Genomic DNA, 25817 nt, shown 5'->3' with positions numbered 1-25817 from the left:
CGACCCGGTCTACCAATCCTTGCCGATGTCGGTTCCGGCCGGATCCAGGTTCAGTTTCAAGCTGCCGTTGTGAGGTTTGTAAGCCCAGCCGCTGGTGCCGTCGGGTGCCGGGACGACCGGCGCGGAAGTCGTGGTGGTGTCGTAGTAGACATCCGACAGCCCTCGAACCGGGCCGATCGTGGGCTCCGGAAACGGGCCATTGAGCATGTCCGCCATTGCCGTTTTAAGATCTCCGCTGGCCGGATAGCTGCCTTCTTGCGCTCGGTACATTTCGATCGCGTTGCGAAGCACTGCCAATTGCTGACGGGTGGTGTTGATTTCCGCTTGTTCGGCGGTATCGAACATCCGTGGTGCTGCGACTGCTGCGATGATGCCCAAGATGAGAATGACGATGACCATCTCGATCAGAGAAAAACCTTGACGCTTTTTGCGTGTCATGTCCGTTTGCCTTTTTGGTTGATTGCTGAAGCGTCAGCAGGGTGTGGTGAGCGGCGATCCAGCACTCGACTCCCCGTGAGATCGTGTTTCGTGCTCTGGCTCGCTTGGTGACGCACTGAAAACTAGGACGGGTTTGTCGCAATGATGACGTGAGTGTGCGATTTCTGATTTTTTCGGCCACCCTGCAGAGTGTCCCGCCGCTGTGCGATCGGCACCACCGTTATGATTGATCGCCGGTGGCGGTCATGCGACAGGCGTTGCACGGGGGGAACCGGCATGATGCCCGAACGCATCGTGTGCACCGCAGGAGCAACATTCGATTGGCCGACCGTCGACGCCAACCGGAAGGGCGTCGAAATGGGTGGCGTTGCGATGGAGGACCGCATCGAACCACGATTTGGCCGCTTTTGGCCGGAATCATCACACGCCAATGGGCCGACCGGCGGAATCGATCCGGATCTGTCGACGTTCGGTTGGCCCCTGAGTTGCTAATGGTCTCGGGCATCATGTTCGATCACCACACACCACCGCCGAGACGTCCGTTGAACGAGAACCAACGCCCCCTCTGGATCATCATCTTTGCGATTCTGTTGGCCAGCATCGCGCTGCGGACCAAAGGCCAAGGGATTTCCGACACGCCGCAAAGCGAAGCCACGACACCGAGTGAAGCGGCTTCGCAGAGTGAAGCCGCGTCGCCGAGCGAAGTGATCACCGCCGACCAGGTCGTGGGGCCGGACGAAGCGGCCCAGTACACCGAAATGCGGATCGGTGATCGTGTGGTGCTGGTCAAACGAGCCTCCGCCGAACGGGCGTCTTCGCCGCATCGGGAACGTGCCAAGCCGGCGCGGTCGATGCGTCCCAAGTCTGCTTTCGTCTCTGCCGAGATCGCCCAGTTCGATTCCGATGCGGATCCCGACGGTTGGCTGGCGAGCGTGATGCTGATGGGCAGCGATGACCAGCCGGTCGCGGTTCGCCGGGCGACGGCACGATTCGAATTGACGCCTCGGCTTCCGACCCACGACTTCACCGGCTATGTCGACGCCAACATCACACCGGTCCAATGGAACGTGCCGTTGACGTTCGCCGAAGACGGGGTGGCGACCGTTCGGTTGCCGTTGCAAAAGCCTCTCGCGCCGTTGATCGGTTGGCCCTCGACCTCGCATCCGGCAGTCGGCCGGGCCGGTGGCTTCCACTCATCACGGCGTGGGATCATTCGCCACACCACGTCGGCATTCCAGGATCGGACGGCGTTGAGCGACTCTCAAAGTCGACCTGCCGCATGGTCGGCGATCGGGATGGCGAGTTTCGGACAACTGAAAATTCGGGTTTCGGTGCCGGGTGAAGGGGTTTTTGATGCGGTCACCCCGATCGCATTGCGCCCCTCGGTCTTGGTTGACACTCGTTGGCCCTATCAGTAACTTGACACTTCTCAGCACTGGTTCACGCAACTGCCCGGTCCTGCCGAAAGGTCCGGGTTTATTTTTTGTCGTAGGATCAGTGCTCGATTGCTCGCTTAAGCCCTGAACCAAGCCCGATTCCGCCCAACCAGCGCATGCCGCGACGCTCGCTATGAACCCACAAGACATTCTGCGATATGTCGATTCGCTCCATCGCGAAAAAAATATTGACACCGAACTCGTGTTCTCGGCAATCGAGGCGGCTTTGCAGACGGCTGCAAAACGACAGTATGGTGAAGACGCTGACATCCAGGTCCAGTTGAATCGCGAAAACGGACGCATCGCGGCAACCCTCGATGGCGAACAGCTCGGCGACGATCAAATCGGGCGAATCGGTGCCCAAACCGCCAAGCAAGTGATCATCCAAAAGGTCCGCGAGGCCGAACGTGATTCGTTGATGGCAGAGTATCGCGAACAGATCGGAGACACCGTCGCCGGAATCATCGGCCGTGCCGATGGCGGTGTCGCGACGGTCAATCTCGGTAACGTCGAAGCGATTCTGCCACGCAGCGAACAGATCCCCGGCGAGACCCTGCACGCCGGCGAACGTGTGCGGGCGGTCGTGTTTGAGGTCAAAGCGACCGGCAACCGCGTCCGTGTCGTGCTCAGTCGGACTCGGCCCCAGTTGGTTCAGCGGTTGTTCGAACAGGAAATCCCCGAGCTCAGCGAAGGGGTGATCGCGATCAACTCCATCAGCCGAGAACCCGGTTACCGCAGCAAGGTCGCCGTCAGCAGCGAAGACAGCCAGGTCGATCCGATCGCGGTTTGCGTCGGTTATCGCGGCAGCCGAATCAAAGCCGTCCGGGAAGAGCTGGCCGGAGAACACATCGACGTCGTCCGTTACAGCGAAGACCCCGAGGTGCTGATTCCCAACGCCTTGCAGCCGGCCGAAGTCGAACAAGTCTTGTTGTGCGACATGATCGGCCGCGCGATCGTGTTGGTCCAAGAAGACCAGTTGTCGCTCGCCATCGGACGACGCGGCCAAAACGTTCGCCTGGCCAGCAAGTTGTGCGGTTGGGACATCGAAATCATGACCGGCGGCGAGCTGGAAGAGCAGATCGAACGCGCCGTCGAGGCGTTCAGCCAGCTCGAAGGCATGACCCCCGAGATCTCTCAAGTGTTGGTCGAGCAGGGTTATTTGTCTTATGATGATTTGTCCGTCATCGAGCCCGACGCTTTCATGGAAATGAGCGGGCTGACCGAGGAGCAAGTCGACTTGATCGTCAACACTGCCGAGGAGAAGGCAGAGGAAGCCGAGGAGGCGGCGGCGCAAGAACGCCAGGCTCGTCGTGAGCGGGAACGCTTGCACAAGGAAGCCGAAGCGGCCGGCGTGGTCGAACCCGAAACACCAGCCGAACCCGAAGCACCCGAACCTGAAGCAGCAGCCGAACCCGAAGCAGCAGCCGAACCCGAAGCAGCAGCCGAACCTGAAGCAGCAGCCGAACCTGAACCCGAGGCGGTCGACGCCGGGGGGGGCGAGGATGCCAAGTCTGTCGCAGACGAAGGAGGCTCACCCGCAGAGGGGGGTGCCGACTCCGGGCCTTCCGAAGCGTCGGAGGTGAAGTCGCAGCAGGACGGCTAGCGATTGCCAGATTTCGTGTCGCGGGTGTGCTCAACTGACACGAAACACCGCTTGGTGGAGGCACACGAGCGGTGGCCGGGGGAAAAAGTCGAGTGAAATCTACTCTTGCCCCCAGGTCAGACCTCTGCGAAGACGTGTTTTTTCGCTATCCTTTGCTTCCAACGCGGGTCACAGCGATTTGCTCGCCGTGACTCCACCATTAACTGAAAGACGAAAACCATCCCGGTCTGCCCCGTTTCATCCTATCGCGGTCTAACCTTTCACCGCGTCAGATGGATACTTGGTACGGTTGCATGCTTGACGCCTGGCGTCCAAGGTGTGTGCTGATACCCGGCCGATGGAGGAGCTTTTTATGTGACCTTTGCAGAAAAATATTTGGAACGCCGCCATGAGAAAAGCATGCAATGCACGAGAGGCATGGCAGGTTCCGCCCAATTTGACAGGATTTGGACCCAGTGGCACGCATTTACGCGCTCGCAAAAGAACTTAATCTCGATAGTAAAGATCTGGTTGATCTCGTTAAGAAAGTTGGAATCACCGGAAAGGGCTCGGCGCTTGCCAGTCTAACCGATGACGAGGCCCAACGTGTGCGCGATCATCTAAGTGGTGGTGCAGAGACGGCAAAAGCACCCGCTCCGGCTTCAACCGCGACGGCAGTCAAAGAAAGCAAGCCCGTCGCCGTCCGCGAGGCCGTGCGCCCGGAACGGAAGCCAGTGAATCTGAAGCCCGCTTCCAAGGCTGGCGGCGGAGCAGCGAAGGCTCCGTCGGAATCCAAGCCGCCCGCCAAGACAGAACCCAAAGTCCGCGCGCCCGCTCCGTTGCCGCCCGTTGAAGAGCCGAAGGCTCCGGCCGGCGAAGAAACGTCGGCCCAAGCGCCCGATGTGCGTCTTCCGGCGACCAGTCGGCGAAGCGGTGGTTTGTCCGCTCGAATCGCCCGCGGCAAGGAACCTGGTTCGCCCAGTTCGCCCAAGTCACCGGCGGCCCCGGCCCAGCCAGCGTCCAAGCCCGCTGCCGCCGAGAAACCGGCTGCGCGACCGCCCGAACCGCCGACTCGAAAACCCGACTCAACACCACCCGCCAAGCCCGCTTCGCCGGAGCGACCTGCGGCTCCCGTGCGGTCTCCGCTGCCCGATCGCCCCGCCGGTCCACTGGCCGTTCGTGGCAATACCGGCGCCGGACGTGTCCGTTCGTTGGATAAACGTGCCAGCGCCGCTGGCGAAGGAAAGAAGGGCGAGGCAAAACCCAAGCGTCGCGAACCGCGGATTGCGGTCAATCTGGCGTCGCTGCCCGATGCACCCCCGGAGATCCCGGCAAAGGTCAAGGGTGAGCAGAAGGCCCAGAAACCGGAGATCAAGCTCAGTCCGGATCTGATCGCCGGTCACAAACAAGGAATGAAGGCGCCGCTGGAAAAGCTGGCCGCGGAGTCCGACGAATCGAAACGGCCGGCCGGAAAACGCGGTGGTCTGTCGGGGTTCACCGAGAAAGGCAAACGAGGCGTCGAAGAAGAAGAGAAGCCGCGCAAGAAAGGCCTGTCGGGCATGGCGGGCGTCCGCCAAGACCGCAGCGGCAAACGCCGACGATCCGGAGATTTCTCGCGGTCGTACGGACGTGACGACAATCGCGGCCAACGCCGAACCTTGCAGCACAAAGGGACCAACACCGCCGCACCGCGGAAGGAACCGGTTCAGATCGAGCTGCCGTGTACCGTCCGCAGTTTCTCCGAAGCGGCCAGTATCGGTGTCGCCCAAGTGCTCAAGGCGATGATGGGCATGGGCATCATGGCCAATATCAACGCCGAATTGGAATTTGAAACCGCCGAATTGATCGCGGCGGAGTTGGATCTGGAGCTTCAGCTGAAAGAATCCGAGACGCTCGAAGACGAGTTGATCACGGAGATCGAAGAGCTGGACGACGATCCGGAAGCGCTCGTGACGCGACCGCCGATCGTGACGTTCCTGGGGCACGTCGACCACGGAAAAACCAGTCTGCTGGACTACTTGATTGGCATCAACGTGGTCAGCGGCGAAGCCGGCGGGATCACCCAGCACATCCGTGCGTATGAAATTGAAAAAGACGGCCGCAGTATCACGTTTGTCGATACGCCGGGCCACGAAGCGTTCACCGAAATGCGGGCGCGTGGTGCCAACGTCACCGACATCGCCGTGCTGGTGGTGGCTGCCGACGACGGGATCATGCCACAGACCGAAGAGGCGATCAGCCACGCCAAAGCGGCGGAGGTGCCGATCGTTGTCGCGCTCAACAAGATCGATCTGGAAGGCGTCGACGCAAACCGTGTGATGACGCAGTTGACCGAACATCAGTTGACACCCAGCGAGTGGGGCGGCGACGTGGAAGTCGTGCCGACCAGTGCGATCACCGGTGCCGGCATGGACGACTTGCTCGAAACGCTGCTGACGATTGCGGAGTTGAACGAATACTCGGCCAACCCCGATCGCAACGCGTTGGGCGTCTGTCTGGAATCCGAGCAACAGGGCGACCGCGGTGTGGTTGCCAAATTGGTCGTGCAAAACGGAACGCTGCGAGTCGGCGATATCGTGGTGTGTGGGCCGACCTACGGTCGCGTGCGTGCGATGAGTAATCCGCTGACCGGCGAGGCGATCACCGAAGCCGGGCCGAGCACACCAGTCAACGTGATGGGATTGGAAGAGCCGCCAGGTGCGGGCGACCGGTTCCACGTGCTGGAGGACATCACCGACGCTCGCGAAATCGCGGCCACCCGTGCCGATGCGTCCAGCCGTCAATCGCTCTCAGGTAACACCACGGCGGTTTCGTTCGAGAACTTCCAAGAGATGCTGCAAGGCGGTCGACTGGGCGTCAGCGACGAGAAAGTCAAGCTGAACGTCATCATTCGTGCCGACGTGAAAGGCTCGCTGGAAGCGATCGACAAAGAACTCAGCAAGTTCGATCATCCCGAAGTCGAGATCAAAGTGCTGCAACGCAGCGTCGGCGGGATCACCCTGGCCGATGTGACGTTGGCCAGTGCGTCCGAGGCGGTCATCCTGGGATTCAACGTTATTCCCGACGAGCAGGCTCGTTCATTGGCCGATGAACGCGGCGTCCAGATTCGCCGTTACGATGTGATCTACAAGTTGACCGATGACATTCGGGCGATGATCGAAGGCCGGCTGAAACCGGAAGAACGCGTCGTCGAACTCGGACGGGCACTCGTCAAGCAAGTCTTTTCGATCAGCCGCGTCGGGACGATCGCCGGTTGCTACGTCGCGCAAGGTTCCATCCAACGCGGTTGCCGAATCCGCGTCAATCGCGACGGTCGAACGATCGGCGATTATGGCCTGGATTCGCTGCGACGTATCAAAGAAGACGTCAAAGAAGTGCCTCGTGGAATGGAGTGCGGGATTCGTTTGCAAGGCTTTAACGACGTCAAACAGGATGACGTGTTGGAAGCGTACCGAATCGAAGAAGTGGCCCGAACGTTGGATTGATCCAGATCCCTATCGACCAGGGCGTGGGATGATTGCCACGCCGGAGTCGATCGAGAAGTCCAGCTACCGTTTCTATCGTTTATTCCCCGCTCAGGCTCATCGTGACCAGTCGTCGAATGTTGAAAGCCGCCGAAGCGATCCGCGAGGTCGTCGCGTCGGCTATCTTGACCGAAATTAGAGATCCACGCGTCAAAGACGTGACCGTGATCGGTGTCGAAGTGACTCCCGACATGCGCGAAGCCACGGTTTCGATCAGCGTGATGGGAGACGAAGCGCAGAAACAACTCTCGTTGCGGGGGTTGCAAAACTCGGCCGGTTTTCTGCAGTCTAAGATCGCCAACCGGATCGACACCCGCTACACGCCCCGCCTGCAGTTTGAGCTCAACCGAGGCATGGAAAACGCCATGGTCGTCGGCGAGTTGCTGGGCAAGATTCGCCGTGAACAACAGGGCGATCCGCCGGCAGCGATTGATGAACCCGACGGCGAGGTGACGCCGGTCGACGGCGATCCCCCCGCTGCGGACAGCGGTGTCACAGAATCTTCGTGATTCTCGCGGCCAGCACCTACCCAGACCTTCCACTCCGATAAGACTGCGACGCAGCGATTCAACGTACGCCGCAACTTCCGCAAACACAATTTCCCTAACCACAAAAACGATGGCTGCAAGCAACCGAGCCAAGCTGATTACCAAGCTGCATACCGAGCTGAAAAAGAAGTACACGCTTCCACCATCTCAACCCTCTCGCCCGCTGCTCGAACATCTCTTGTACGCCTGTTTGCTTCAGGATGCGCCCTATGATCTGGCCGACGAGGGGCTGGCCAAGTGCGAACAGGAATTCTTTGACTGGAACGAAGTCCGCGTGACCACGGTCACGGAACTGACGCAGGTGCTTTCGGGAATGCCCGACCCTGCCAAGACGGCGCGGCGATTGAAAGAAATCCTGCAAGCGGTGTTCGAAGAGTTTTACGCGTTCGATCTCGATCACCTCAAGAAAGAAAACTTGGGCAAGGCGGTTGCACGATTCGAATCGATGCCCGTTATGACGCCGTTCGTGCTCAGCTACACCATCCAACATGGTTTGGGAGGCCACTCCATTCCGGTCGATTACGCCGGCATGGTGATCATGTTGGCCACCGGAATCGCATCGCAAAATGAAGCCGCCGGCGGAAAAATCCCGGGCCTGGAACGGGCGATCCCCAAAAACAAGGCGCTCGATTTCTCCGCGCTGCTGCATCAGGCCGGCGTCGATCTGTTGATGGACCACAACGACAAGAAAGCCCGCGCGTTGATCGATGCCGTCGCCAAGGGTTCCTCGGAACGATACGACGAGTGGGAAGCGAGCAAGAAAGCCGCGATCCGGCGCGTCAAAAAGCGTCGACGCGATGAAAAGGCGGCGGAGCTAGAAGCGGAAGCGGAAGCCGAGTCGGCCAAACAGGCTAAGGCTGCAAAGTCGGCGAAGAAGGGTGCGGCGAAGTCCGAACCCGCAAAGACCAAGACGTCGAAGTCTGATCCGAAGGCGGCCAGCGCCGAGGCGGGCGCGAGTAAAGCCAAGCCCGCAAGTGCGAAGAAAACGAGTGGGGAAAAAAAAAGCGCCGACAAGTCAGCTGAAACGAAAGAAGCCGGCAAGAAAAAAGTGACGGCGAAAAAGACCGACGCCAAAGAGTCCGCCGACGCGACGACGAAGAAAACGTCCAAAAAGGCTGCCAGTTCGTCCAAGTCCGCAGCCACCAAGGCTACGCCGACCAAAAAATCCACCAACCGAAAACTGTCTAAACGAAAGCCTCGTTAGACGTTCCGAACCCTCATTCAATCTTCGATTCCGAGCACGGTCATGGCAGGTCACTCGAAATGGGCGAACATTCAGCACCGCAAAGGTCGTGTGGATGCCGCCCGCGGTAAACTTTGGAGTAAGTTGAGCAAGGCGATCATCATGGCCGCTCAGAGCGGCGGAGGTGATCCGACGGCAAACTTCAAATTGCGCAAGGCGATCGATGACGCCAAAGCCGTCAGCATGCCCAAGGACAACATCACTCGGGCGATCAAACGCGGTACCGGTGAACTAGGCGGCGATCGCGTCGAAGAAGTCGTCTATGAAGGTTATGGCCCCGGCGGCGTGGCGATCATGTGCGAAAGCCTGACCGACAATCGCAACCGGACCGCTCCCGAATTACGCTCCATCTTTTCCAAACTCGGTGGCGAACTCGGCAAAACGGGTTGCGTCTCGTACCTCTTCGATCGCAAGGGCCTGTTTGTCTTCGATGCCGAATCGATCGACGAAGAACGCGTCACCGAAATCGCCCTCGAACACGGCGGCGAAGACGTCGAAGCGACCGACGATGGGAAACTGCAAGTGACCTGTTCGCCGGACGCATTCGATGCACTCGCGGACGCCTTCGAGGCAGCCGAGTTGGCCATGGAAGTCAAACAAGTCACCCTGATCCCGCAAACCACCGTCGATGTCGATCCCGACACCGGACAGAAAACGATGCGGTTGCTTGAGCAGTTGGATGACCATGATGACGTGCAAAACGTCAGCACCAATTTGAACATCACCGACGAGATGATGAGCGAAGACTCGTAATTCGCCGCACCTTGGTTTTCGGCTAGGCGGTAGTGGACGAGGCGACGAGTCCTCTGTAATCGGCATATCGACAGAGGACTCGTCGCCTCGTCCACTACCCGAAGATTGAGCTGCGATAGCCTACTAGCCGCCTTCAGCCGCGGTGATGCGTTCGTAGCGCTATTGGCCGCGAGCCGCCCGGTTGCCCCTCAAAAAAAAGGCCCACGCTTTCGCGTAGGCCTTTCGTCGTTTTGCAATGCGATGCGGGACCGATCAGCTGCAACCCATGCTGGCGCCACAGTTGTGACAGAGGTAGCAGTTTCCGTTCCGCACCGTGATGCTGCCACAGTTATCGCAGCTCGGGGCGTCGATTTGGAATCTGGCAAACTGGTCCTGTCGGTTTCCTTCTTTGTGACCGTTGCCGTTGCCTCCGTTCAAGCTGGCCAGGATGCCGGCTCGCTCGGACGCCATGATCGACGACTCGGCAGCGGCGACTTCGGGGCCGTTGCTGCTGTTGATCGGATCGCTGGTCGCGGTCGGCAGGGGATCGGCGGTGATGCTGGAATCCTTGCTCATGAAGGTCAGCCCCAGCCACCGCGCGATGTAGTCCACGACGCTCTTGGCGATGCGGATGTCCTTGTTGCTGGTGTGACCCATCGGTTCGAACCGGGTGTGGCTGAACTTGTTGACCAGCACCTCCAGCGGGACGCCGTATTGCAGCGCGATCGAAAGTGCGGTGCCGAAGCTGTCCATGATGCCGCCGACGGTTGAACCTTCTTTGGCCATCGTGATGAAGACTTCGCCCGGTCGTCCGTCGGGATATTGACCGACGCACAGATAACCTTCGTGTCCGGCGATGGTGAACTTGTGGGTCACGCTGCTGCGGGTGTCGGGCAACCGTTCGCGGCGTGGCTTGTAGACGATCTTTTCGACCGTCTTGGTGACCACTTGCTTGCCGTTGGTCTCTTCGCCTTCGTCGGACGACGTGTTCAGCGGTTGGGACTGTTTGCTGCCGTCGCGATAGATGGCGATCGCTTTGAGTCCCAGTTCCCAACCCCAGTAGTAGGCATCGGCGATGTCCGACGGGGTCACGTCCTGCGGCATGTTGACGGTCTTGCTGATCGCTCCGGAGAGGAACGGTTGGGCGGCGGCCATCATTGTGATGTGGGCTCGCCAGGAAATGCTCCGAACCCCATTGGCCGGGGTGAAGGCACAGTCAAACACCGGCAGGTGTTCGGTCTTCAGTTCCGGTGCACCTTCGATCGTATCGTTGACATCGACGAATGCCAGGATGGCTTCGATTTGATCGGACGTGTAACCGAGTTTCAGGAGAGCCGCAGCGACGGTCTGGTTGACGATTTTCAGCATACCGCCGCCGGCGAGTTGCTTGTATTTCACCAGTGCGATGTCCGGCTCGATGCCGGTCGTGTCGCAGTCCATCATGAAGCTGATGGTACCGGTCGGGGCCAGCACGGTCGCTTGGGCGTTTCGGAAACCATACCGTTCGCCGATCTCCAGGACATCGTCCCACAGCTTTTGGGCGGCTTGCTTCAGAACCGCAGGGCCTTCGTCGTTGATCTTGTCGGCGGCCTCGCGGTGCATTCGCATCACACCGAGCATCGGTTTTTCGTTTTCGCTGTAGCCGTCAAACGGTCCAACGACTCCCGCCAGTTCGGCGCTGGTGCGGTTGGCTTCACCGTGCATCAATGCCGTCAACGATCCGCACAGCCCGCGTGCGGCGTCGGAGTCGTACGGCATGCCACGCGACATGATCAGCGAGCCCAGGTTGCTGTACCCGAGTCCCAAGGGGCGGAATTTGTGGCTGTTGCGAGCGATCGGCTCGGTCGGATAGCTGGCGTGATCGACCAGGATCTCCTGGGCGATGAAGAACAACCGTGCGGCGGCACGGAAACGTGCCACGTCGAACGATCCGTCGCTGCCGGCGAACTTCATCAGATTGATCGACGCCAGGTTGCAAGCCGTGTTGTCCAGGAACATGTATTCCGAGCACGGGTTGGATGCGTTGATCGCGCCGCTATTGGGGCAGGTGTGCCAGTTGTTGATCGTCGTGTCGTACTGGACGCCGGGGTCACCGCAGTGCCAGGCACACTCGGACATCTTGTTGAGCAATTCTTTGGCGTCGTACGACGGTGCGTCGCCGGATGCCTTGTCCGAGACCCAATGGGTTTGCCAACGTTGGCCGTCGCGGACCGCGTGCATGTAGTCGTCGGTCAAGCGAACCGACAGGTTCGCGTTCTGGAAGCAAACGCTGCTGTAGGCTTCGCCGTTGAAGTTCGAATCGTAGCCTTCGCGAATCAAGGCATGCGCTTTCTTCTCTTCCGACCACTTGCTTTCGATGAACTCCAGAATGTCCGGGTGCCAGACTTTCAGGGACTGCATCTTGGCGGCACGACGCGTCTTTCCGCCGCTTTTGACCACGCCGGCGATCGAGTCATACACACGCATGAAGGACAACGGGCCCGACGGCGTTCCGCCACCGGAGAGTTTTTCACGCGATGATCGGATCGTCGACAGGTCCGTGCCCGTTCCCGAACCGAACTTGAACAACATCGCTTCGGCACAGGCCAGACGCATGATGTCTTCCATGTTGTCTTCGACAGCCTGGATGAAGCACGCACTGCCCTGCGGGAACTCGTAGGGATTCTCGGGCTGAAACGTTTCGTTGGCCGTACGGTCCCAGGCCCAGTTGCACTTGGCACCGGTCACGCCGTATTGCTGGTGCAGCCCGACGTTGAACCAGACCGGACTGTTGAAGGCACCGTGCTGATGCAGACACAACCAAGTCAGGTCACGATAGAAATTTTCGCCATCGGCGGGCGTGTCGAAGTAGCCATCGGCCAAACCCCAGTCGGCGATCGTCCGCGTCACGCGATGCACCAACTGACGCACCGAACGCTCACGCTCCTCCATCTTCTTGGGGTCACCGTAAAAATACTTGCTGACGACCACGTTGGTCGCCAATTGGCTCCATTTGGCAGGCACCTCGCAATTGTGCTGCTCAAACAGCGCCTTGCCATTTTCGTCCTTGATCGCGGCCGAACGCAGTTCCCACTGCGTCGTTGCAAAGGGGGTCTTGCCGTCGGCGGGGCAGAAGACCGGATCGACCTTCAGGCCGGATCGGCCGCCACGCAGTGTCGTGCCAAAAACGCCCGTCGCGTAGTCCAAGCCGTGTTGCTCGTTGACCTTTTCGAAGTCAGGGTCACCACCGGCCGAAGACTGAGATTGAGTGGGGAGAACAGTTGCCATCGTTGAAACAAACTCCGTGAATCGTCCGTGGGACCAACTCCATTCGAATATCCTTCAGTAGGTCGTCCGACGCGAATGGCCCGACACGAATGGTCTGTGCCCCGCATCGTGCGCCGCCTCGTCGGCATGAAAACTCCACCGGCAGGCTCTGCCCGGGGGGGAATTCATCGCACTGATTGAATGGTTTTGGTCGTCCGTGAAAAAGGGAAAATAAGAACACATCAATCACGTCAGCCCACATGAGGATGCCGAGACAGCGGCAAAGAAGTCCTCCTGGGATCCTTCCCGACCGTGCTAGTCTTCCTAAGGGCCACTCGCGTCAAATCCAGCAATATCAGTAATGATGTCACTACCGGTAGTGGAATTTGCCGCGGTCAGCACTAAATATGGGCGACGCGAAGAATCTTAGAGATTGCTTTTGGGGTGTCAATGAAATTTCTGGACGATTTGCAACTCTTTGCCTGCAAATGGGTTACGTGCATCTTCACGGTGCCCCCCGCCGACGCCGCGTCACCCGGTCGTCGACGTAAGCCTAGGCGACATGAAGGGTTAGTGAAGATTCCGTGGTTGAGTGGGAGCTTGGTGGAAAACATGTGTGTGACAAAAACTTTTCTAGCGGGACTCGGATCACCAGGGGGGATGGGTGGGATGGGTAGTAGGGGGAAGGTTTGACGAGCGGACAAGCCGATCATTCCGCAAGATTTAGGGCTCCCCAACACGCAGAACCCCGGCGTAAGGTAGCCACCAGCGGCGTCTTCCTGTCTGCTTTTCGCTGCGACCGAGGCTAGGATAGATGTTTCGGTCGGTTGCCAAGCTTGTCGCTTTTGCAGTCGTCCGTTGTTCAATTTCACGTCCGTCTGCGCGGCCGATGGACCGGGTTCCGCTAACTGCCATAGAAACGCTGATGAGTTCGCAGAGTGAACAATCGCCGCCTCCCACGAGTGGACAACCTGCCCCCAACCTCGCCCTGGTCCGAACGGACCTCGCTAACGAACGCACGCTGTTGGCCTACGGTCGCAGCGCGTTGATGCTGGTCGCGACGGGGGTTTCGCTGGTCGAATTCTTGGACGTATCGTTCAGTTTTGTGCTGATGGGCTGGGGGCTGATTGCGGCGGGGGCGATCGTCGGAGTGATCGGCATGTATCGGTTTGCGTCATTGAAACGGCGATTGAATGCTGTGCGGGAGGGCTAGCTAACATGCCGGGCAACGCTGTGAAGCATTTATTCCTTGCGTTTGACGAGGCGTTAGCGGCAGGGCGCAAGCCCTCCGGTTCCTCATCGTTGCCGAAACACCGGAGGGCTCGCGCCCTACCGCTAAAAAATGGTGTGTTAGCGGCAGGGCGCAAGCCCTCCGGTCCCTCATCGTTCCCAAAACACCGGAGGGCTCGCGCCCTACCGCTAAAAAATGGTGTGTTAGCGGCAGGGCGCAAGCCCTCCGGTTCCTCATCGTTGCCGAAACACCGGAGGGCTCGCGCCCTACCGCTAAAAAATGGTGTGTTAACGGCAGGACGCAAGCCCTCCGGTCTCTCATCGTTCCCGATACACCGGAGGGCTCGCGCCCTACCACTAAAAAATGGTGTGTTAGCGGCAGGGCGCAAGCCCTCCGGTCCCTCATCGTTCCCGAAACACCGGAGGGCTCGCGCCCTACCGCTAAAAAATGGTGTGTTAACGGCAGGGCGCAAGCCCTCCGGTCCCTCATCGTTCTCCGACCACCGGAGGGCTCGCGCCCTACCGCTAAAAAATGGTGTGTTAGCGGCAGGGCGCAAGCCCTCCGGTTCCTCATCGTTGCCGAAACACCGGAGGGCTCGCGCCCTACCGCTAAAAAATGGTGTGTTAGCGGCAGGGCGCAAGCCCTCCGGTTCCTCATCGTTGCCGATACACCGGAGGGCTCGCGCCCTACCGCTAAAAAATGCTTCACAGCGTTGCATGCCAGGCCGGTGGTTCTGCCATGTCGAATGATCCCTGGGACGCTTGCGCGGTGGTCATCGCAACGCTTGAGACGCGATTGAAATCGGCGTTGGATCGGGGATTGTTCCTGCGGACAGCCGGCGAGCTGATGGAGCAGTTGCCTGCGGTGGCGGCGGTCGAGATCGGTTGTCTCGGTGATTCGATGGACCCGCCACTTTGCGCGGTCGGGGCGCGGCCTTCACGGGCAGCGGATCTGGGGTGGGACGCCGCGGTGACGGACGCTTCCGCGTTGTCGATTCAACTCTGGCTGCGTCCAGACTCGGCGTCGGACACGACCACTCGGCGGGCGGTCGAAGAAGCGTTGCCTGCGATCGGTGGGTTGCTGGTTGGTGCGATCGCTCGCATCCGTCTGGACGAAACCGAAAACGAACTCGATTCGGTTTCCCAGTTGAGCACTCGGCTGTTCGATGATGGCCCGTGGAGCGTGCGTTTGCATCGCATCGCGATCGAGCTGGGATCGTCGATGCAGGTGGATCGATTGAGTTTGCTGCTGCGTTGCGGTGCACGCTTTGAACTGGTCGGATCGTCGGTCCAAGCGCGGTTCGATCCCCGCGCCGATCAAGTCCATCAGACCCAGGCGATCGCAACCACGATCGACCGGCAGCTCGATCAACAATTTGTCGCAGCGCCACGCGCCACCGTCACGTTTCGCGGCGAAGACGACGATGCGGTCGCGACGTTTTTTCAAACCGGTCACGCCGTTGAATTGCTGGTCACACGATTTGCGGCTGGCAAGATGTTGGCGATCGGTGAAGTCTTCGATGCCGACCAGCGATGTGCAGCCGATCTCACAGCGGCGCAACGCCAGTTATTCGATGCGGCGATCCGAGACGTGTTGCGATCGCGGCCTCGCGGTTATCTGCGTCGGGGACGGGATTGGCTCGGGCAGCGTTCCATCCGATGGCGGATTGCTGCGGCGGCCGCACTGTTGGCGTTTCTGTGCTTGTACCCGATGACGATTCGTGTTGCCGCCGACGGTCGCATTGTTCCACGCACCCAGCACACGGTGTATGCGCCGGTGACCGGACAAATCCGGCGGATGGCGTGCCAGTCGGGGATGCGGGTGAGCGCCGGTCAGGTACTTTGCGAATTCTCCAGCCACGAACTGGATTTGCAAATCACGCGTTTGCGCGGCGAATCGGTCGCGGTGCAGGAACAGTTGCAAATTGCGGCGACGCGCCGCGGTGATGATTCCTCCAAGGACGTTACCTCCGATCGCCGCGTCCTGGAAGCTCGACTCGAGGGGCTGGACAGTCAGATCACGCTGCTGCAGCAACGCCAGGCTGACATGGTCGTGCACAGCCCGATCGACGGAACGGTGACGTTGGTGACGCCGGATGACGTCGGGCAACTGCAAACGCCACGCCCGGTACGCGTGGGGGATTCGGTGATTCGCGTGATCGATCAACAGGACGGGTACCGGGTGGAATTGGACGTGCCGGACCAGGAGTTCGGATACGTGTTGGCGGCCGCCGAGCGGCAAGACGACGCCCCGGTCGAGTGTCACTTTCGAATCCGTTCCGAACCGCAGCGTCAACGGCAGGGCACGTTGCGTGGCTTGGACCAGGCGGCGTCCCTAGACCGTTTCGGCCGGTTGGTCGTCACTGCGTCGATCGATCCCAATGACCAGGACGCAACGTTTGCTGCGGACGCGGGCGTCGTCGGCTGGATCGATTGCGATCGAGCGGCGGCGGGGTTCGTGCTCTGCCGTAAAGTCATCGAACAACTCAGATTGTGGGGATGGTTGTGAATCGAAATCGAATCCGAACCGGCACGAAGCGAGCGGACCATCAGCGTGTGATCGACGCGCCGCCCGGCTTCGTGACGTCGACGCAGCGCGGTCAAATGAATTGGATGAACCTTCACGGGGGCATCGGGCGGGCGGTGAGGATCACGCTTGCCCATGCGTGGTTGATGTTGGTGATGCCGTTGCCGACGATCGGTGCAAACGAACCCCAGGTGGTCGGCCCGTTGGTGATCAAGTTGATTGATCAAGTCGAGGTCCCTGCGCTTGAGCCAGGTGCGATCGAAAGTTTGGACGTTCGCTTGGGTGATACCGTCAAGGCGGGGCAAGTCATCGCCCGCATCGACGACCGCATCAGCGACGCTCAGCGTGAACTGGCGGCGACGGAGTTGGCGATCAGTCGGCAACGATCGAGCCAATACCGCGACGACAAGATTGCCGCAACGGAGTCCAACGAGAAGGAAGCCGTTTTGCAGCAACAACGATTATTGGCCAAGATCGCCTCCGAAAAAGCGCTCAGTCAGGTTCGCGTGTCGGCCGCCGAGAAAGCGGAAGCGGTGGCCAAGAACGAATGGTCGCGTGCGATCGGCGCGCGTGAACAATTCGCCGACAGCGTCTCCGATTCCGAGCTGGAAAACCTGCGATTGAAATACGATCGTTCGCGTTTGGAACGCGTGGAGGCGGAGTTTCAGCGGCGGATGGATCAGCTTTCGGCCGAGGGGGAAGCTCAGGGGGTGAAGATCGCCGAACTGGCGGCCCAACGGGCGGAGCTGCGACGATCCGTTGCGGTCGCCGACGCGGAGTCGTTGCGTTTGGACATCGAGTCAAAACAGAAGACGCTTCAGATTCAGGAGTTGACCGTCGCGCGGCATCGGGTCGCGTCACCGATCGATGGTGTGGTTGTCGAAATCTTCAAACGCCGCGGCGAGTGGGTTCGACCGGGAGACTCGGTGGTGCGTGTGATCAACCTTGATCAACTGCATGCGGAAGGTTTTTTCAGCGGGCGGGTCCGACCCAAACGCGGTCAACAGGTTCGCCTGTCATCGGCGGACCGCGAGGTCGACGGGACGATCGATTTCGTCAGCTCCGAGCGAGATTCGGTCAGCGGCGAATTTCGGTTTCTGGTTCGGATCGACGGCAGCGCCTTTTTCCCTGGTGATCAAGTGGAGATTGATTGGTGAATCGATCGGCATCGGCCAATGGAAACGATCGCGACGTCTGGCGACTTCGCGGCGATCTCTACTTCCGTTGGGTCGACGGAATCGGGGCCGCAGAAGGCTATTGGGTTGTGAACGATCCTTTGGCCGGCGAATGGTTTTACCTTTCCAAAATCGAAAAGCGTTTGTTGGAACTTGCCGATGGCGGTCACTCGATCCGCGAGCTTTGCCAGATCGCCGCCGCGACGATCAAGCCGTTGGAATCCAGCGTGGATGCGTTGGTTTCGTTTTACGCGCAGGCTCGTCGAAAAGGAATGCTGGTGACGGTCGGCAACGGCGGGCCGATCGATCGGGCGGTGTTTGATCAATCGCTGGGCCAACACGCAGCGTTTCCCTTTTCCACTCGGTTGAGCCGATGGCTGGGCAAGATGGTTGCGTTTCGATTGCCGGGGCTGAACCCGAACGCCTGGTTCCAGATTCCCAAGACAGCCAAGCGATGGTCAAGCTCGAAAGCGATATGGATCGGCTTGATTGGCCTGACCGTGATTTCCCTCGCGCTGCTGGTTGCCCGGTTCGACGTGTTGACCGGCGAACTTTCGCGCGCCGTTGCCCGCCGCGATCCAGTTTGGTTTGTTTTGGTGTTGGTCACGATTGCGGCGGCCAAATCGATTCATGAATTGGCGCATGTGGTGGCGTGTCGATGGGTCGGGGCGGAGTGCCGTGAGCTGGGCGTGATGTTATTGTTCGGAGCGCCTTGTTTGTACTGCGATGTTTCCGATTTGTGGCGTGTTCCGCGTCGCAGCCGGCGGGTGTTGGTTTCCGCCGCAGGCATGATGGCCGAATTGTGTCTTGCCGGACTGGCAACCATCGTGTGGGCGGTGACCGATGCGTCGATCGTTCACGATTTGGCGCTCGTCGTGATGGTGGTCTGTTGCGTCTCGACGGTGTTGATCAATGGCAACCCCTTGTTGCGCTACGACGGCTATTTCATGTTGGCCGATTGGATCGGTGTTCCGAACCTTTCGCAACGAGCCAACCAGGCGATGCGAAACGTGGTACGAAAAGGGGTGTGGGGCCAAGCGGCCGACGCCGACGTGGTTCCGCAAATCGGGCGTGCCGTGCCAACGACGGCGCTGGTGTTTTATGCCGCCGCTAGCGCGGCGTATCGTTTGTTCGTCGTCGGGCTGCTGACGCTCTTGATCTACCACGGATCCGTCGATGTGGGGCTGGGCTGGTTGGGCGCCGCGTTTGCCGCGGCGCTGTTGGGATCAATGCTCTTGCGGGCCATCACCTCGGTGCTGCGGTCTCCCGATGCACGGCCGCGGTCGGGGCAAAATTCCAGCGGCCAGTCGTCGGCGCCGCATCGCCGACGATGGTGGAATCATCGCCGGCCGATCGTGTTTGTTGCGGCTGTAGTCGGGTTGCTGTGGATCGGGATGGTGATTCCGTTTTCCAGGCGAGTCGTCGTGCCGGTGTTGGTGGTAGCCGCCGAGCAGCAGGAATTGCACGCGATTGAATCGGGACGCATCGTCGAGCTGGCCGAGTCGGGGACGATGGTTGAATCCGGCCAAGTACTGATTCGGCTGCGGAACGATGACCTCGACGACCAACTGGCGCAGGCCGATGCGGAACTCGCCGTGGCCACGGCGCTCGTCGCCGCGTGGCAGTCACGCAAGGGCACCCCAGCTGAAAACTCCGCCGCCTTGTCCGTTGCATTGAAACGCAGCGAGGCGGCGGAGAAGCATCGTCGGTTGATCGCCCAACGCAAGCAACGATTGACACTGGTCGCCCGTTCCGCCGGTCGCTTCACACATTCGATCCCAACCCCGATCGATGCGCGGGATCGAAAGTGGCGTCCCGGACAATGGGTTCCGTCGGGCACGTTGATGGGTTGGGTCGGACACCCCGAGCATCGAAAGGGGGTCGCGCTGGTGGACCAGAGTCACGTCGGTCTGATCCGCGCCGGACAGCACGTGCGGATTCGCCACGCGTCACGATCGCGAGGTCAGATTCAAGGAGCAGTGATTCAAGGAGCAGTGACTCAAGACTCAATGATCGAAAAGACGTTGGTTCAAGATACGGTGCGACATTTCGAACGAGCCGCCGGAGAATCGATCCCCCCGGAGTTGCTCGTCGAGGCCGCGGATTCGAAGGATCGGCTGGACGTGTCGCAGGCGAACTATTTTGTCCGCATCACGCTCGACCCGGCTTCGTCGCCGCCGCTACCGTTGCGGTCGGTGGCGCTGGCGGAAATCAATGTGGAAGCGAGCAGTTTGTGGCATCGTTTGCGTCGCATCGCGGCGCTGGAGTACCGAGGGCTGTGATCAAGTACACGCTGGGGGGAGTCGAGCGAAGCAGCACGTCTGGGTTATACTGAGCGAGAATGAACGACAGAGCCGGCATTTTTAATCATCGAGCAATTTTATGACAAACGTGCGAAACGGCGATCAAATTGTCGCGGAATCGTTTTTGGAGGTCCGGGCGAAGCTGTTGGAAGTTGCCGCGACGCTGGATCGAATCGACCGGGCGTGTGAAACAGCGCCGCTTGAGGATGGGGCAAGATCGAAACGCGAGCTGTTGATCGAAGCGACGAAGATTCTGTTGTCCGAGGAGCCGAGTCGGGCGGAGCGGTTGCAGCAATTGTTTTCGCGAAAGTATGACACCGATTGGCGTCAACAACTGGGGATCACAGAAGCGTAAACGTCGGGCTTGCGTTAAACTTCAGGCAGGTCGCCGAACGAGTCGCGCGATGACTTTTGTCGATCGATGCCCCGCGAGTGGTGCATCGTCGCGGTCAACTTTCACTTTCACTGACATAGATCACGTATGGACTACATCGACCCGCATATCCACATGGTTTCCCGCACGACGGATGATTATGCGACCCTAGCGCGGATGGGCTGTGTGGCGATGAGTGAACCGGCGTTCTGGGCCGGATATGACCGGGGCAGCGTCGACGGATTCCGTGATTACTTTCGTCAGTTGACCGAAACCGAGCCGGCTCGGGCGGCACAATACGGGATCCAGCATTTCACGTGGTTGTGCATCAACGCCAAAGAAGCCGAAAACGTCCAGCTGTCACGCGACGTGATCGCGATGATTCCCGAGTTTTTGGACAAGCCCAATGTGCTGGGGATCGGCGAGATCGGGCTGAACAAGAACACCAAGAACGAGGCCACCATTTTCTTGGAGCATCTGGATCTGGCCGCCGAGCACGGCCAATCGATTTTGATCCACACGCCGCACCTGGAAGACAAATACCAGGGAACGCGGATGATTCTGGACATGCTGTGTGATGACAAACGCCTGCAGCGCGATCGGATTTTGGTCGATCACGTCGAAGAGCACACGATCGGCGAAGTGTTGGATCGCGGGTTCTGGGGCGGAATGACGCTTTACCCGGTCACCAAATGCACGCCCGAGCGAGCGGTCGACATGATCGAGCAGACCGGCGGCGAGCGGTTGTTGGTCAATTCGGCCGGCGATTGGGGGCCGAGTAAACCGACTGCGGTCCCGGATCTGATCTTCGAGATGCGACGTCGCGGTCTGTCGGAATCCCTGGTCCGCAAAGTCGTTTACGACAACCCGCTTGAATTCTTTTCCAAAAGCAAGCAGTTCAATTTCACCCCACGCAGGTAGTGCGGTATCGAGTTTGATTGGGCGCAAGCGTCTCCGGTCCCTCCCCATTTAAACCCACCGATGGCAGCGCGAACCCACGGATCGTTAGCTGGTTTTCATCCGTGGGTTCGCGCTGCCATCCGTGGGTTCATTATTATCGCGTAATGGGGCTGTCTTCACGCGGGCACTACTAGCGTTGCACTGCAATCGGCCCGTTTGATTTCCTGTCGATTGAATCGAAGTTCCAAAATCAGCGCACTGATTCCAGGTACGCAGGGGCGAGGGGCGCCGCGTGGCCCCTTGTTAACGCGTACGGGCTTAGATCGACAGGCCGTGGCGTCCGCGATTGGAATGGGGCGGGCGTCGCGGGATCCCGCAAACGGTCCCCGGCCGCTAGAATCACTGCGGTGACCGGCCGGTTGGGTTCGAACCGGTCGTGTGTTTCCGTCAAGCGATCCGGAGTCCGCTGTGAAGGGTGGAGAGAAAGGGAATTCATTTTCGACCTTCGGGGGCGTCTTCACACCCTGTGTGCTGACGATCCTGGGCGTCATCATGTTTTTGCGTTTCGGCTTTGTCGTGGGACAGGCCGGCGTCTTTGCTGCCCTGGTCATCGTCTTGGCCAGTAACGCCATCACCACCCTGACCAGTTTGTCGCTTTCAGCGATCGCCACCAACACGCGTGTCGAAGGCGGAGGCGCGTACTTTCTGATCAGCCGCAGCCTGGGGCCGGAATTTGGCGGCGCGATCGGATTGGTCTTTTTTGCCGCCCAGGCGCTTTCGGTGGCGATGTACGTGATCGGTTTTTCCGAAGCGTTGTTGGTGTTGCTGCCCGAGGGAACGTCACCGATCCTGGTTGCGTCTTTGACCAATCTGATGGTGACCGTTTGTGTTTGGGTCGGTGCCAGCTGGGCGATCAAGATTCAATTCGTGATCTTGGCCAGCGTGGTGATTTCGCTGCTGTCGTTCTTCGGCGGTGCGGCCGGGAACTTCGACATGCAGAATTTGGCGTCCAATTGGGGCACCGGGTTCGAGGGGACGGAGTCATTCTGGACCGTCTTTGCGTTGTTCTTTCCCGCGGTCACCGGGATCATGGCGGGGGCGAACATGTCGGGTGATCTTCGTGATCCGGCGCGTTCGATCCCGATCGGCACGCTCTCAGCCGTCGTCGTCACGATGTTGATTTATGCATCGATGGCGGTTTGTCTGGGCGGCAGCGCGAGTCGTGAAGACTTGATCGGCAGCAACATGGTCGTCAGCAATGTGGCGATGTTTCCGTTGTTGATCACGCTGGGCGTTTTTGCGGCGACGCTTTCCTCGGCGCTGGGCAGCATGATGGGGGCCCCGCGGATCTTGCAATCGCTGGCCCGCGACCGTGTCTTCTTGCAACTGGTACCCCTGGGCGTCAGCAGCGACGACGGTGAGCCTCGGCGGGCGATCTTGGTCACGGCACTGATCGCTCAAACCGGCATCATGGCGGCGGACCTCGATTCGATCGCGCCCCTGATCACGATGGCGTTCCTGCTGACCTACGGACTTCTCAATCTGGCGACGTTCTACGAATCGATCACCAACAACCCCAGTTACCGGCCCCAGTTCCGTTACAGCAATTGGGTCACTGCCCTCGCCGGCGCGATCGGCTGTGGGCTGGTGATGTTGTTGATCGATTGGCGCTGGGCGATCGTGGCGAGCGGTTTGGTCGCCGCCTTGCACTCCTACCTGACGCGTGCGGATGTGAACGCCGATTGGGGCGATTTGGGCAGCGGCTTGTTGTTCGAACGCACCCGTCGCAATCTGTTGAAGCTGGAAGACAGTCTGTACCATCCCAAGAACTGGCGACCGTTTATCCTGGCATTCAGTGGCAGCGGATTCTCGCGTCCGCACCTGGTCGTGTTTGGCAGTTGGTTGTCGCGGGAGACAGGGGTTTTGGCATTGGCGCAGGTGATCCCCGGTGGACTGGATGACCAATCCGAGCGTCTGGCGAGTCAGGAATCGATCTTGCACGCGATGATCAAGGAACGCCGGCTGGCCGCCTTTCCCGCCGTGGTCGTGGCCAGTGATTACACCGCGGGGGTTCAGGCGCTGGTACAGTGCCAGGGGCTGGGACGGTTGCGACCGAACGTGGTTTTGATGGGATGCCCCTTGTCGGCCGATCGAATGCACGTCTTTGGCGGCCTGCTGCGAAATCTCGAAGGCCTCGATCGCAGCGTGGTGGTGCTGCGGCAGATCGATGAATCCGAAGGCGAGGACGTCGCGCCCAGCGGGACCGTCGACGTCTGGTGGCGGGGACGGGCCAACGGTGAATTGATGGTGTTGTTGGCCCATCTGATGCTGTCCCACCCGACCTGGCAGGGGCGGCAGTTGCGATTACTGCGGGTCGTGCAAAGCGATTCGGCGATCGATGAAGTAAACTCCCACTTGGAAGGTTTGCTCAGGGAAGCCCGAATCGTCGGGCAAACCAAAGTCGTCGTCAGCGATAATGCGGCGCACGCCATCCAAACGACCAGCCGTGATGCCGCGTTCGTCTATCTGGGGCTTGCGATTCCTGCCGAAGGCGAGGATACGGAGTTTCTGATGCACCTGGAAGAACTCGTCGGCGACTTACCACGGGTCGCGCTGGTGCGAAGCGGCGGCGGAATGAAGTTGGAGAGTTAGACATGGGCAGTGTGTTCAAAGAATCTGCCATCCGCAGCGGCTTGGTGTCCCAGCGTCAGATGGCCAAAGTCATCGATAAAGTCGGTGCGGACGACGATGCATTGATCGCCGCGACCCTGGTCAAAAGCGGACTGTTGACCGCCTACCAGGCGCAACAACTACACACCGGACGGACCAAGTTGACGTTGGGACCTTACCTGATCACCGACTGGATCGGCCAGGGAGGAATGGGGCAAGTCTTCAAGGCCGTGCACAAAGTGATGGGCCGCGAATGCGCCGTCAAAGTGCTGCCGCTAGAAAAGTCGACGGCCCTCTCGCGAGATTCCTTCACCCGTGAAATCCGCGTGCAGGCCGGGTTGGACTGCCCCTTCGTCGTCCGCGCCTACGACGCCGGCCGAGATGGCAGTGTGCACTACCTGGTCACCGAATATGTTCCGGGAACCGACTTGCGGAAATTGGTGCGTCGCGGCGGCCCGCTCAGCATGAATCACGCTGCTTTGGTGATCTCGCAAGCCGCACGGGGGCTTCAATACGCTCACGACTTGGGGCTGGTGCATCGCGACGTCAAACCGGGAAACATCCTCGTGACCCCCGAAGGCCACGCCAAGGTCTCTGACATCGGCTTGGCTGCGTGGAGCATGGGATTGGATGACGATCCACGCGCCGGAAAGATCGTCGGGACCGCGGACTATCTGTCCCCCGAACAGATTCGAAATCCCCGGGCCATCGGACCGGCCAGCGATCTCTACTCGCTCGGTTGTACGCTGTATTACACCGTGACGGGCAAGGTGCCCTTTCCCGGTGGCGATTCCAAAAGCAAATGCAAACGACACTGCGAGCAGACGCCCTGGCATCCGCGAAAATTTGCCCCGGATTTGTCCGAGGACTTCGTGGACACGATCGCCGACATGATGGAAAAGGATCCGTCGCGGCGTATCGCGACCGCGAACGAAGTGGCCGAGCGATTGGAGGTTTGGTGCACGACCTCGTTTGAAGTCGATCGGCCGATCGAGCGTCAGGCATGGACGGCGCCGCCGATCGGAATGGATGACGGACCGGAGTGGGGGCCAACGGTCTCCGCCGATGGGCCACCGGTGATCGGTTCGGGCCAGTACAGTTCCGGCCTACAGGGTTCCGGCAACCAAAGCTCTGGCACGCAGGGGTCCAAGGTCGGAATGGTCCCCTCGGATTCATCGATTCCGCTGGTGTTGGATCAACCGATCGATCCGTCGATGCCGCGAGAACGCCGCAAACCTTTCCCCGTGGGCTTTGTCGGCGGGCTGATGCTCGGCATCGTGCTCGGTGCCCTCACCGCGCTGTACTGCGTCCGCGAGTTCGTGTCGCAGTAGCGTTGACGAAGCACGACCGGCATGCACAGCATGCCCGACGTTGAGTGGGACGGAGCGGCCGGCTTACCAGCGGTCTTCGGGGCGTTCCAGGATTTCGCGTAGCAGGAACGCCTGCTGCAACCCGCCGGGACGTTGGATCAGATCCAACAATTGCTCCGCGGGTGATCCGCCGGCGATGGAGATGACTCCGCGATCGGCTTCCTGAGGCTCGTGAATGTCGCGTTGTTGTTGCGCCAGTTTTTCGCGTGCTTCGGCGGCTTTTTTCTTCGACTCGGCCAACTTGCGCTGTTGTTCGGCAAGCGGGTTGACCGGTTCGACGAGTTCTGCCACCGGAATCGGTTCTTCGTAGCGCTGGCGAACTTGACGTTCCCGCCTGGCCTCGGTGTATTCCGGTTTGGGCCGTGGTTTCGGCGCCGGCCTTGCCGGTCTGCCACCGCCTGCACCACCACCACCGGCCTGTTGTTGCTTTTGGGCGCGGCGTTCGGCGGCGCGTTTGAGAAAGTCTTCTAGATCACCAGCCATGCTTCACTCGGGTGTTGGTCTGAGTCGCATTGGACGC

The 25817-nt window shown here is 59.9% G+C and carries 18 protein-coding genes; 15 read left to right on the top strand and 3 right to left on the bottom strand.

Going from position 1 to position 25817, the window contains the following annotated elements; all coding sequences use genetic code 11:
• Positions 1-9 precede the first annotated feature (9 nt).
• Positions 10-438 (bottom strand): type II secretion system protein, encoded by a 429-nt coding sequence (locus tag TBK1r_RS08260; protein ID WP_145222282.1) that lies wholly within the window; start codon positions 436-438, stop codon positions 10-12.
• Between the two features lie 276 nt (positions 439-714).
• Here TBK1r_RS08260 and TBK1r_RS08255 point away from each other — a divergent pair, with 276 nt between their 5' ends.
• The 7 genes from TBK1r_RS08255 to TBK1r_RS08225 all read left to right on the top strand — a co-directional run bounded on the left by TBK1r_RS08255 (position 715) and on the right by TBK1r_RS08225 (position 9524).
• Positions 715-930 (top strand): hypothetical protein, encoded by a 216-nt coding sequence (locus TBK1r_RS08255; RefSeq protein ID WP_145208837.1) that lies wholly within the window; start codon positions 715-717, stop codon positions 928-930.
• A gap of 50 nt (positions 931-980) precedes the next feature.
• Positions 981-1856: a hypothetical protein gene (locus TBK1r_RS08250; protein ID WP_145208834.1), complete on the top strand. Its 876-nt coding sequence runs from the start codon at positions 981-983 to the stop codon at positions 1854-1856.
• 151 nt (positions 1857-2007) lie between these two features.
• Complete coding sequence (nusA, locus tag TBK1r_RS08245) at positions 2008-3477, top strand: transcription termination factor NusA (protein ID WP_145208832.1); 1470 nt, start codon at positions 2008-2010, stop codon at positions 3475-3477.
• A gap of 713 nt (positions 3478-4190) precedes the next feature.
• Positions 4191-6941, top strand: coding sequence for a translation initiation factor IF-2 (gene infB / locus TBK1r_RS08240; protein WP_419581122.1), 2751 nt, complete (start codon positions 4191-4193; stop codon positions 6939-6941).
• Positions 6942-7042: 101 nt separating this feature from the next.
• Entirely contained in the window at positions 7043-7489 is a 447-nt protein-coding gene (gene rbfA / locus TBK1r_RS08235; RefSeq protein ID WP_145208828.1) for a 30S ribosome-binding factor RbfA, read from the top strand.
• A gap of 109 nt (positions 7490-7598) precedes the next feature.
• Entirely contained in the window at positions 7599-8732 is a 1134-nt protein-coding gene (locus tag TBK1r_RS08230; RefSeq protein ID WP_145208826.1) for a cell envelope integrity TolA family protein, read from the top strand.
• 42 nt (positions 8733-8774) lie between these two features.
• Positions 8775-9524: a YebC/PmpR family DNA-binding transcriptional regulator gene (locus TBK1r_RS08225; RefSeq protein ID WP_145208824.1), complete on the top strand. Its 750-nt coding sequence runs from the start codon at positions 8775-8777 to the stop codon at positions 9522-9524.
• Positions 9525-9776: 252 nt separating this feature from the next.
• Here TBK1r_RS08225 and TBK1r_RS08220 read toward each other — a convergent pair whose 3' ends face one another.
• Positions 9777-12770: a vitamin B12-dependent ribonucleotide reductase gene (locus tag TBK1r_RS08220; protein WP_145208822.1), complete on the bottom strand. Its 2994-nt coding sequence runs from the start codon at positions 12768-12770 to the stop codon at positions 9777-9779.
• Positions 12771-13674: 904 nt separating this feature from the next.
• Here TBK1r_RS08220 and TBK1r_RS08215 point away from each other — a divergent pair.
• The 8 genes from TBK1r_RS08215 (at position 13675) to TBK1r_RS08180 (ending at position 25258) form a co-directional block, all read left to right on the top strand.
• The gene (locus TBK1r_RS08215; protein WP_145208820.1) at positions 13675-13962 is read left to right on the top strand and encodes a DUF202 domain-containing protein; all 288 of its coding nucleotides are present in this window, start codon (positions 13675-13677) and stop codon (positions 13960-13962) included.
• Between the two features lie 756 nt (positions 13963-14718).
• Positions 14719-16488 (top strand): efflux RND transporter periplasmic adaptor subunit, encoded by a 1770-nt coding sequence (locus TBK1r_RS08210; protein WP_419581121.1) that lies wholly within the window; start codon positions 14719-14721, stop codon positions 16486-16488.
• Positions 16485-17663 carry an HlyD family secretion protein gene (locus TBK1r_RS08205; protein ID WP_419581120.1) on the top strand — a complete coding sequence of 393 codons (1179 nt, stop codon included), beginning with the start codon at positions 16485-16487 and terminating at the stop codon, positions 17661-17663. The genes TBK1r_RS08210 and TBK1r_RS08205 overlap by 4 nt, the downstream gene beginning before the upstream one ends.
• Positions 17660-19963 carry a biotin/lipoyl-binding protein gene (locus TBK1r_RS08200; protein ID WP_145208814.1) on the top strand — a complete coding sequence of 768 codons (2304 nt, stop codon included), beginning with the start codon at positions 17660-17662 and terminating at the stop codon, positions 19961-19963. The genes TBK1r_RS08205 and TBK1r_RS08200 overlap by 4 nt, the downstream gene beginning before the upstream one ends.
• 100 nt (positions 19964-20063) lie before the next feature.
• Positions 20064-20339, top strand: a complete 276-nt coding sequence (locus TBK1r_RS08195) for a hypothetical protein (protein ID WP_145208812.1) — start codon at positions 20064-20066, stop codon at positions 20337-20339.
• A gap of 126 nt (positions 20340-20465) precedes the next feature.
• Positions 20466-21278 (top strand): TatD family hydrolase, encoded by an 813-nt coding sequence (locus TBK1r_RS08190; protein ID WP_145208810.1) that lies wholly within the window; start codon positions 20466-20468, stop codon positions 21276-21278.
• A gap of 417 nt (positions 21279-21695) precedes the next feature.
• Positions 21696-23909 (top strand): APC family permease, encoded by a 2214-nt coding sequence (locus tag TBK1r_RS08185; protein WP_419581119.1) that lies wholly within the window; start codon positions 21696-21698, stop codon positions 23907-23909.
• 2 nt (positions 23910-23911) lie between these two features.
• Complete coding sequence (locus TBK1r_RS08180; RefSeq protein WP_145208808.1) at positions 23912-25258, top strand: serine/threonine protein kinase; 1347 nt, start codon at positions 23912-23914, stop codon at positions 25256-25258.
• A gap of 63 nt (positions 25259-25321) precedes the next feature.
• On the opposite strand, the gene TBK1r_RS08175 is transcribed toward TBK1r_RS08180, so the two are convergent.
• Positions 25322-25780: a hypothetical protein gene (locus tag TBK1r_RS08175; RefSeq protein WP_145208806.1), complete on the bottom strand. Its 459-nt coding sequence runs from the start codon at positions 25778-25780 to the stop codon at positions 25322-25324.
• Between the last annotated feature and the right edge of the window lie 37 nt (positions 25781-25817).

It is taken from the genome of Stieleria magnilauensis (assembly GCA_007753675.1).
Lineage (GTDB): Bacteria > Planctomycetota > Planctomycetia > Pirellulales > Pirellulaceae > Stieleria > Stieleria magnilauensis.
The sequence above is the reverse complement of the archived record's forward strand: the minus strand, read 5'-3'. Positions and strand labels throughout refer to the sequence as shown.